The organism is Devosia geojensis, assembly GCF_000969415.1.
Classification (GTDB): Bacteria; Pseudomonadota; Alphaproteobacteria; order Rhizobiales; family Devosiaceae; genus Devosia; species Devosia geojensis.
Map to the genome: position 1 here is coordinate 16,691 of NZ_JZEX01000056.1, position 9,702 is coordinate 26,392.

The 9,702-nt window shown below is 64.2% G+C and carries 11 protein-coding genes; 1 reads left to right on the forward strand and 10 read right to left on the reverse strand.

The window, feature by feature from the left end; all coding sequences use genetic code 11:
* Positions 1-2: 2 nt before the first annotated feature.
* The 9 genes from rplB to rpsL form a co-directional block, all read right to left on the reverse strand.
* A complete protein-coding gene (gene rplB, locus VE25_RS04840; protein WP_046107472.1) occupies positions 3-842 on the reverse strand; it encodes a 50S ribosomal protein L2 in 840 nt (279 codons plus the stop codon).
* Positions 843-858: 16 nt separating this feature from the next.
* The gene (locus tag VE25_RS04845) at positions 859-1,152 is read right to left on the reverse strand and encodes a 50S ribosomal protein L23 (RefSeq protein ID WP_046107473.1); all 294 of its coding nucleotides are present in this window, start codon (positions 1,150-1,152) and stop codon (positions 859-861) included.
* A complete protein-coding gene (rplD, locus tag VE25_RS04850; RefSeq protein ID WP_046107474.1) occupies positions 1,149-1,790 on the reverse strand; it encodes a 50S ribosomal protein L4 in 642 nt (213 codons plus the stop codon). The genes VE25_RS04845 and rplD overlap by 4 nt, the downstream gene beginning before the upstream one ends.
* Positions 1,791-2,489, reverse strand: a complete 699-nt coding sequence (gene rplC / locus VE25_RS04855) for a 50S ribosomal protein L3 (protein WP_046107475.1) — start codon at positions 2,487-2,489, stop codon at positions 1,791-1,793.
* Positions 2,490-2,573: 84 nt separating this feature from the next.
* Positions 2,574-2,882 (reverse strand): 30S ribosomal protein S10, encoded by a 309-nt coding sequence (rpsJ, locus tag VE25_RS04860; protein WP_035038345.1) that lies wholly within the window; start codon positions 2,880-2,882, stop codon positions 2,574-2,576.
* A 69-nt stretch (positions 2,883-2,951) separates the two neighbouring features.
* On the reverse strand, positions 2,952-4,142 hold the full coding sequence (tuf, locus tag VE25_RS04865; RefSeq protein ID WP_046107476.1) for an elongation factor Tu: 1,191 nt from the start codon (positions 4,140-4,142) through the stop codon (positions 2,952-2,954).
* 70 nt (positions 4,143-4,212) lie between these two features.
* Positions 4,213-6,303 carry an elongation factor G gene (gene fusA / locus VE25_RS04870; protein WP_046107477.1) on the reverse strand — a complete coding sequence of 697 codons (2,091 nt, stop codon included), beginning with the start codon at positions 6,301-6,303 and terminating at the stop codon, positions 4,213-4,215.
* A gap of 11 nt (positions 6,304-6,314) precedes the next feature.
* The gene (gene rpsG, locus VE25_RS04875; protein WP_046107478.1) at positions 6,315-6,785 is read right to left on the reverse strand and encodes a 30S ribosomal protein S7; all 471 of its coding nucleotides are present in this window, start codon (positions 6,783-6,785) and stop codon (positions 6,315-6,317) included.
* 14 nt (positions 6,786-6,799) lie between these two features.
* Positions 6,800-7,171: a 30S ribosomal protein S12 gene (gene rpsL / locus VE25_RS04880; protein WP_046107479.1), complete on the reverse strand. Its 372-nt coding sequence runs from the start codon at positions 7,169-7,171 to the stop codon at positions 6,800-6,802.
* Between the two features lie 433 nt (positions 7,172-7,604).
* Here rpsL and VE25_RS04885 point away from each other — a divergent pair, with 433 nt between their 5' ends.
* Complete coding sequence (locus VE25_RS04885) at positions 7,605-8,090, forward strand: YbjN domain-containing protein (RefSeq protein WP_046107480.1); 486 nt, start codon at positions 7,605-7,607, stop codon at positions 8,088-8,090.
* A 41-nt stretch (positions 8,091-8,131) separates the two neighbouring features.
* Here VE25_RS04885 and VE25_RS04890 read toward each other — a convergent pair whose 3' ends face one another.
* The gene (locus tag VE25_RS04890; RefSeq protein WP_046107481.1) at positions 8,132-9,445 is read right to left on the reverse strand and encodes an esterase-like activity of phytase family protein; all 1,314 of its coding nucleotides are present in this window, start codon (positions 9,443-9,445) and stop codon (positions 8,132-8,134) included.
* Positions 9,446-9,702: the final 257 nt, after the last annotated feature.

Consider the following 9,702-nt stretch of genomic DNA (forward strand, 5'->3'; position numbering starts at 1 on the left):
GCTTAGCGGCCCTTCTTGACGTGACGCGACCGGACGATGAACTTGTCCGTCGCCTTGTTGGAGCGGGTCTTCTTGCCCTTGGTCGGCTTGCCCCACGGGGTCACCGGATGGCGGCCGCCCGAGGTGCGGCCTTCACCGCCGCCGTGCGGGTGGTCGACCGGGTTCATGGCGACGCCGCGCGTGACCGGCTTCTTGCCGAGCCAGCGATTGCGGCCGGCCTTGCCGATGGTGGCGTTCGAGTGGTCCTGGTTCGAGACCGCACCGACCGTGGCGAGGCACGAACCGTGCACGCGCCGCTGCTCGCCCGAGTTGAGGCGAAGGATCGCCCAGCCCTGGTCACGGCCCACATACTGGGCATAGGCGCCGGCCGAACGCGCGACCTGCCCGCCCTTCTTGGGCTTCAGCTCGATGTTGTGCACGATCGTGCCGACCGGCATGCGCTCGAGCGGCATGGTGTTGCCCGGCTTCACGTCGACGGTCGACATCGACGAGATGACCTTGTCGCCGGCAGCCAGACGCTGCGGAGCGAGGATGTAGGCCTGCTCGCCGTCGGCATAGGTCACCAGCGCGATGAACGCGGTGCGGTTCGGGTCGTACTCGAGACGCTCGACCGTCCCCTCGACATCGAACTTGGCGCGCTTGAAGTCGACGAGGCGATAGGCGCGCTTGTGTCCGCCGCCGCGGTGGTAGGCGGTGATGCGGCCGTAGTTGTTGCGGCCGCCCGACTTGGTCAGGCCTTCGGTCAAGGCCTTGACGGGCTTGCCCTTCCACAGCTCGGACCGGTCGACCGTGATCAGGTGGCGTACACCCTCGGAGGTCGGATTGTATTGCTTGAGAGCCATTGTTCTTCTCTCCCTCTTACAAGCCGGTCGAAATGTCGATCGACTGGCCGTCGACGAGGGTGACCACGGCCTTCTTGACGTCGTTGCGCGTGCCGAGCCGGTTGCGGAACCGCTTGACCTTGCCCTTGCGCACGAAGGTGTTGACCGCCTTGACCTTGACCGAGAACAGCTGCTCGACGGCAGCCTTGATCTCGGGCTTGGACGCGTCGATCGCGACGTCGAACACGACCTGGTTGAATTCCGAGGCCATCGTCGACTTTTCGGTCACGACCGGATTGCGGATGATGTCGTAGGCAGCGAGCTTGTTCATGCCGACACCTTTTCGGTCTTGTTGAAGCGCGCCTCGATGGCTTCGAGGGCCGCCTTGGTCAGCACCAGCTTCTCGCGGCGCAGGATATCGACCACGTTGAGGCCCTGCACCGGCAGGACGTCGACGTGCGGGATGTTGCGGGCCGCGAGCGCGAAGTTCTTGTCGAGTTCGGCCCCGTCGATGAAGAGCGCGTTGGTCAGCTCGAGCTTGCCGAACGCGGTGCGCAGCGCCGCGGTCTTGGCGTCCTTCTGCGCGAAACTGTCGACGACGACGATCTCGCCGCCCCTGGCCTTGGCCGAGAGGGCATGCTTGAGGGCCAGCGCGCGGACCTTCTTGGGAAGGTCGATGGCGTGGCTGCGCGGGGTCGGGCCGAAGGCACGGCCGCCGCCGCGGAACTGCGGAGCCTTGCGATCGCCGTGGCGAGCGCCGCCCGAGCCCTTCTGCTTGACGAACTTCTTGCCGGTGCGCGCGCCTTCCGAACGGTTCTTCACGTCGTGCGTGCCGGCCATGGCCTTGAGCTGCTGGTAGCGGACCATGCGGTGCAGGATGTCCTGGCGGACCTCGAGACCGAATACGTCCTCGGCAAGTTCGACCTTGCCGGCAGATTTGCCGTCGAGGGTTGTGACCTGGAGTTCCATTTACTTACCTTCCCCCGCGGCTTCTGCGGCGGCCTTGAACGAGCCCGGCAGAGCAACGCCCTGCGGCGGCTTCTTGACCGCGTCGCGGATCTGGATCCAGCCGCCCTTGGCGCCCGGAACCGAACCCTGAACCATGATCAGGCCGCGCTCGACGTCGGTCCGGACGACCTTGACATTCTGCGTGGTGATGCGGCGGGCGCCCATGTGGCCCGGCATCTTCTTGTTCTTGAAGGTCTTGCCCGGATCCTGGCGGCCACCGGTCGAACCGATCGAGCGGTGCGAGACCGACACGCCGTGCGAGGCGCGCAGGCCACCGAAGTTCCAGCGGCGCATACCGCCCTGGAAGCCCTTGCCGATCGAAGTGCCGGTGACGTCCACCAGCTGGCCCTCGACGAAGTGGTCGGCCTTCAGCGTGGCGCCCACCTCGATAAGGTTCTCGGGATCGACGCGGAACTCGACGACCTGGCTCTTGGGCTCGACCTTGGCGACGGCGAACTGCCCGCGCTCGGCCTTCGTCTTGTTCTTGGCCTTGGCCTGGCCGGCGCCGAGCTGCAGCGCCACATAGCCGTCCCTCTCGGCCGTACGCTGGCCCACCACCTGGCAGTCCTGCAGGCCAAGCACGGTCACGGGGACGTGCGAGCCGTCCTCCATGAAAATGCGGGTCATGCCCAGCTTCTGTGCGATCAATCCAGAACGCATCGGTTGCTACCTTCTCTCTTTGGCGCCGTCCCGGGTCATTCCTTGAAGAGGACCCAAACTGCGGAGGCGCGGAAAACTCGTCACTTAGAGCTTGATTTCGACGTCCACACCGGCGGCGAGATCGAGCTTCATCAGCGCATCGACCGTCTGAGGCGTCGGATCCACGATGTCGAGAAGACGCTTGTGGGTCCGGATCTCGAACTGCTCGCGCGACTTCTTGTCGATGTGCGGCGAGCGGTTGACGGTAAACTTCTCAATTCGCGTCGGCAGCGGGATCGGGCCGCGAACCTGCGCGCCCGTGCGCTTGGCCGTATTGACGATCTCGCGCGTCGACGTGTCGAGCACGCGATGGTCAAACGCCTTGAGCCGGATGCGAATATTTTGACCGTTCATCTTTTAATCCTGACATCAATGGAACGCGGCGCGCGAGACTTGTCGCGCGCCGCGAACGTCATGCAATCCCTACTTCAGGATCTTCGCGACCACGCCGGCGCCGACGGTGCGGCCACCTTCACGGATAGCGAAGCGCAGCTTCTCTTCCATGGCGATCGGAACGATCAGCTGGACGTTCATGTTGATGTTGTCGCCAGGCATCACCATCTCGGTGCCTTCCGGCAGGGTCACAACACCGGTCACGTCCGTGGTACGGAAGTAGAACTGCGGGCGGTAGTTCGCAAAGAACGGCGTATGACGGCCGCCCTCTTCCTTGGTCAGGATGTAGGCCTCGGCAACGAAGTCCGTGTGCGGGGTGACCGAACCGGGCTTGCAGAGAACCTGACCACGCTCCACCTGGGTGCGGTCGATACCGCGGATCAGCGCGCCGATGTTGTCGCCGGCCTGGCCCTGGTCGAGGAGCTTGCGGAACATCTCGACGCCCGTGACCGTGGTCTTCTGGGTCGCCTTGATGCCGACGATCTCGACTTCCTCGCCAACCTTGACGATACCGCGCTCGACACGGCCGGTGACCACGGTGCCGCGGCCCGAGATCGAGAACACGTCTTCGATCGGCATCAGGAACGGCAGGTCGACCGGGCGCTCCGGCTGCGGGATGTACTCGTCAACGTTGCGCATCAGCTCGAGGATCGCGTCGTGGCCGAGCTTCGGGTCGCCGTTCTCGAGAGCAACGAGAGCCGAACCCTTGACGATCGGAATGTCGTCGCCGGGGAACTCGTAGGACGAGAGGAGCTCGCGCACTTCGAGCTCGACGAGCTCGAGCAGTTCCGGATCGTCGACCATGTCGCACTTGTTCAGGAACACCACGAGCGCCGGCACGCCGACCTGACGGGCGAGCAGGATGTGCTCGCGGGTCTGCGGCATCGGGCCGTCGGCAGCCGACACGACCAGGATCGCGCCGTCCATCTGGGCAGCGCCGGTGATCATGTTCTTCACATAGTCGGCGTGGCCGGGGCAGTCGACGTGAGCGTAGTGACGGTTGGCCGTCTCGTACTCGACGTGCGCGGTGTTGATGGTGATGCCGCGGGCCTTCTCTTCCGGAGCCGCGTCGATCTGGTCATAGGCCTTGAAGGTCGCGCCGCCGGTTTCAGCGAGCACCTTGGTGATCGCTGCGGTCAGCGAGGTCTTGCCATGGTCGACGTGACCGATGGTGCCGATATTGCAGTGCGGCTTGGTGCGGGAGAACTTTTCCTTCGCCATCGCTTTTCTCCGTATGTCGTCAGCGCAGAGGCCGACATTCAGTTAAGTTTTGTTTCTAGGCTTGCGCTGTTTAGGCGTACTTGGCCTGGACTTCGTCGGCGACCGCCTGCGGCACCTGCTCGTAATGGTCGAACTGCATCGTGTACTGCGCACGACCCTGGCTCATGGAGCGCAGCGAGTTGACGTAGCCGAACATGTTGGCAAGCGGCACAAAGGCATTCACGACCTGGACCACACCACGGCTTTCAGTGCCCTGGATTTGGCCACGACGAGAATTGAGGTCGCCGATGACATCGCCCATGTAATCTTCCGGCGTCGTCACTTCAACCTTCATGATCGGCTCGAGAATCTTCGGGCCGGCCTCACGCAGCGCCTCGCGGAAGCCCGCGCGGGCGGCGATTTCGAAGGCGAGCACCGAGGAGTCGACGTCGTGGTAGGCGCCGTCCACCAGGGTGACCTTCACGTCCACGACCGGGAAGCCGATCAGCGGGCCAGCGCCCATGACCGATTCGACACCCTTCTGCACGCCCGGGATGTACTCCTTGGGCACGGCGCCGCCGACGATCTTGTTCTCGAACTCGAGGCCCTTACCGGCCTCGCCGGGCTCGACGATGATCTTGATGCGGGCAAACTGGCCCGAACCGCCGGACTGCTTCTTGTGCGTGTAGTCCTTCTCGGTCCGCTTGGTGATCGTCTCGCGATAGGCCACCTGCGGCTGACCGATATTGGCCTCGACCTTGAACTCGCGCTTCATGCGGTCGACAATGATGTCGAGGTGCAATTCGCCCATGCCCGAGATGATGGTCTGGCCCGATTCCTCGTCGGTCTTGACGCGGAAGCTCGGGTCCTCGGCGGCCAGGCGGTTGAGCGCCAGGCCCATCTTCTCCTGGTCGGCCTTGGACTTGGGCTCGACCGAGATGTCGATGACCGGATCCGGGAAGATCATGCGCTCGAGGATCACCGGCGCGCTCGACACGCAGAGCGTGTCGCCCGTGGTGGTGTCCTTGAGGCCGACGATGGCGACGATGTCGCCGGCGAAGGCTTCGTTGATCTGCTCGCGGCTGTTGGCGTGCATCTGGAACATGCGGCCGACACGCTCGCGCTTGCCCTTGACCGTGTTTTCCAGCGTGACGCCCGCCTCGAGGTGACCCGAGTAGATGCGGCAGAAGGTCAGCGAACCCATGTGCGGGTCGTTGGCGATCTTGAAGGCCAGCATCGAGAGCGGCTCGTTGTCGTCGGCATGACGCTCGATCGGCTCTTCGGTCTTGGCGTCGATGCCGTTGATCGAGGGAATGTCGATCGGCGACGGCAGGAAGTCGATGACGCCGTCCAGCAGCGGCTGCACGCCCTTGTTCTTGAAGGCCGAGCCGCAGAACACCGGGAAGAAGGTGACGTCGATGGTGCCCTTGCGGATCAGACGACGGATGGTGTCGTTGTCCGGCATCTCGCCTTCGAGATAGGCTTCCATGGCCGCATCGTCGACTTCGACGGCGGTCTCGATCATCTGCTCGCGGTACTTCTCGGCCTTCTCCTTGAGGTCGGCCGGGATCTCGACGATGTCCCACTGGGCGCCGAGCTCTTCGTTGCGCCAGACGAGCGCGTTCATCTCGATGAGATCGACGACGCCCTTGAACTCGTTCTCGGCGCCGATCGGCAGCTGCATGACCAGCGGCTTGGCGCCGAGGCGCGAGCCGATCATCTCGACGCAGCGGTAGAAGTCCGCACCGATCTTGTCCATCTTGTTGACGAAGATCATGCGCGGCACGTGATACTTGTCGGCCTGGCGCCAGACGGTCTCGGTCTGCGGCTCGACGCCGGCGTTGGCATCGAGCAGCGCGATCGCGCCGTCGAGCACGCGCAGGCTCCGCTCGACTTCGATGGTGAAGTCCACGTGGCCGGGAGTGTCGATGATGTTGAAGCGATGCATCGTGCCGTCACGACCCTTCCAGAAGGTCGTGGTCGCGGCGGACGTGATGGTGATGCCGCGCTCCTGCTCCTGCTCCATCCAGTCCATGGTGGCGGCGCCGTCATGGACTTCGCCGATCTTGTGGGACTTGCCGGTGTAGTAGAGGACGCGCTCGGTCGTCGTCGTCTTGCCGGCATCGATGTGGGCCATGATGCCGAAGTTGCGATAACGATTGATCGGGTATTCGCGGGCCATTGGGGCTCCTCCTACCAGCGGTAGTGCGAGAACGCACGGTTGGCGTCTGCCATGCGGTGCGTGTCTTCGCGCTTCTTGACGGCCTGGCCGCGCCCGTTGAGCGCATCCATGAGCTCGCCCGAAAGGCGCTCGCGCATGGTGTTCTCGCCGCGCTTGCGGGCGCTCTCGATGAGCCAGCGGATGGCGAGCGCCTGCTGACGGTCGGTGCGCACTTCGACGGGGACCTGGTAGGTCGCGCCGCCGACGCGCCGCGAGCGGACCTCGACGGACGGACGGATGTTGTCGAGCGCCGTGTGGAACACGGTGATCGGATCCTGCTTGACCTTCTGCTCGACGATGTCGAAGGCGCCGTAGACGATGGACTCGGCGGCCGACTTCTTGCCGTCCTTCATGAGCGAGTTCATGAACTTGGTGACGACGAGATCCCCGTACTTGGCATCGGGAAGGACGTCACGCTTTTCTGCGCGGTGGCGACGGGACATGACTCAGTATCTCCTTACTTCGGACGCTTCGCGCCGTATTTGGAGCGGCGCTGCTTGCGGTCCTTGACGCTCTGCGTGTCGAGAACGCCGCGCAGCACGTGATAACGGACGCCGGGAAGATCGCGCACGCGCCCGCCACGGATCAGCACCACCGAGTGCTCCTGCAGGTTGTGCCCCTCGCCGGGGATGTAGGAGATCACTTCGCGCTGGTTGGTCAGGCGAACCTTGGCCACCTTGCGCAGAGCCGAGTTCGGCTTCTTGGGCGTGGTGGTGTAGACGCGAGAGCAAACGCCACGCTTTTGCGGGTTCGCCTCCATCGCCGGGACCTTGTTCCGCTTCGGCTTCGACGTGCGAGGCTTGCGGATCAGCTGATTAATGGTCGGCATTGAGCTCTTTCCATCGTCCAGAATTCATATCGATCGTGATCGAAGCAAACCAAAACGGCGCTCGACCCGCTCCGGCAAGGAAACGGCGGCGCCCTAATTGCAGCGGACCATCGCCGACAGCGACAGTCATGCGCACAAGGATTTGCTTCGTCTATCTACCCGACAGTGTGTTTGACTGTCCCGGATGCCCGCGCAAGGTGGCAGGTACCCAAACGACAATCACGACCGACCGCTAAGGTAGGCGCTGTTTACTGGCAGGAGTCGGCCCCGTCAAGGATTCTTTCGTAAAAAACTGCATGGCATTCATGCGTTTTGCCACGGGGCGGCGGGGGTTTGCTCGGCCCGCAGATATGGGGCGTCTGGCGCCGCATGCAAGTTGCGGGTATTGGAAGGCGCGACCGACCGGTCCAAGGTTCGAACCATGGAGGAGAACATGTCCCTGAAACGGCTGGCCTGGGCCGTTGCGGCAGGCCTCTTCCTCTCCGCCTCCCCTGCGCTCGCGCAGGATGCGGAGGCCGAGCTCGTCACCGCCGACGACACCGAGGCGATCCTCGCCATCGCGCGCACCTTCGGCAAGGCCTCGCTCACCCAGCAGAGCAACGGCAATCCGCAGATCACCGGCCGCATGCAGGGTTTTGTCTACCAGATCTATTTCCTCAACTGCGACGACGACGGCGCCAACTGCGAGGACCTCAACTTCTATTTGGGCTTTCTCGACGTGAAGCCCACCCTCGAGGTCATCAACGACTGGAACTACAACAAGCGCTTCAGTCGCGCCTATCTCGATACCGACAAGGATGCCTGCGTCGAGATGGACCTCGACCTCGCGGTGCCCGTCTCGCTCGACTACATGGAATCGGTCTTCGACCTCTGGAGCCTCGTCATCGTGCAGTTTGCCGAGCACGTCGGGTACGACTGAGGCGAAACGGGGAGGAGCGCACCCCCTCCCCGCCGGATACGTCACTCGGCGCTGAGGAAATCGCCCACCTCGAGCAGCACGATCTCATTGTCGTCCGCCCTGCCCGCCTCGCGGCCGACCGAACCCGGATAGTTGTTGTCGTTGGCCACGACGATGGTCGTTTCGTCCACCCGGTCGACGTCCTCGATGGTTACGAACGGGAAATTGAAGACGCCGTCGATCGTGCCGCGCGGCGCGATCCCGTCCGGATCCCGGATGTCCATCAGGTCGATATAGGCGATCTTCTCCAGCACTCCGTCCGCGTCGGCGCGTTCGAGATCGACGAGATAGATGCGCTTGAACGCGGCCGGCTTTTCGACCGACTCATCGCGCGGGTCGCCTTCGTTGTTGTCGCGCTCGATGATGAGCGCGCGGGTGCCCTCGATGATGTTGAAGTCGCCGATGGCGTGCGTGGCGTCCTCGAGCGGATAGTAGCGGATGGTGTCCGACCAGGCGCCCGCTTCGGTGTCGAACTCGAGGAGCTGCAGCACCGGGCGCTCGCCGATGGTCTGGAACGTCGCGGACGCCTCGTCATAGACCGGCTTCTCGAGCAGCGGATAGAGCGTCGCGCCGTCGCTGCCGAGCGCCATGCCCTCATAGCCGCCCGAACGCTGCGTCATGACGCCGGTGACCGGCGTGCCCGGATTGGGAACGGAGACGGTCGGGTTGTCCGGCGACTTGTATTCGGTGCCCCCCGGCGCGGTCTTGACCACCTGCTGCACCACGCCCTCGCCGTCGACCTCGACGAGGAACGGCCCGAACTCGTCGCCGATCCAGTAGTGGTCGCCGACCGGCTGGATGGATTCCGGATCGAAGTCACCGCCGGTCAGGTACCGCGACTCGGTATGCTCGTTGACGATCGGGAATGGAATGACGCGGTTCGGGTCCTTGAGGAACACCGTCTTCTCGATCATCGGGCGGCCGGCCTCCCAATCGATCTTGAAGATATTGAACATCAGCATGGCGTCGGACGAGTTGCCCTTGTTGCCGAAACCGTTGTCGGTGAGGATCAGGAACCGGTCTTCGCCGAGCGACCGGATGCCCGAGAAACCCTGCAGCGGCTGGCCGGGGAACGGGCGGCCGAGGCCCGACTTGGCATCGAGCGCGCCATAGAGCGCTTCGATGCGCGAGCCCGTGGCGAAGCGGCCCGAGACGTTGAGCGAGGCCGGCGCATCGGCCGGCGGCGCAAGGAACGTCTGCGCGGGCACCTGGGCGTGGGCCTTGAGGGTGGCGGTGAACTGCTGGGCATCCTGGGCGTGAGCGATGGCGCTCGACGCCAGGAGGCCAGCCGTCAGGGCAACGATGTGACGCAGCATGATTGGCTCCCGGTGGAGGTTATGGGTGAACCTCCGGTCGATAGCCCGCACCCATGACGCGCCCTTGACGCTCCTGTGTCGGTTCGATTGCACCCCACATGTGGCGACGGTGACGATCTTTGCGAGGCTGAAAGGCCCCCTCACCCGCCCTTCGGGCGGCCTCTCCCCCAAAAGGGAGAGGTGCTGACTCCCGGACAGCTATGCCCTCTTCACCTCTCCCTTGGGGGAGAGGTCGGCGCGCAGCGCCGGGTGAGGGG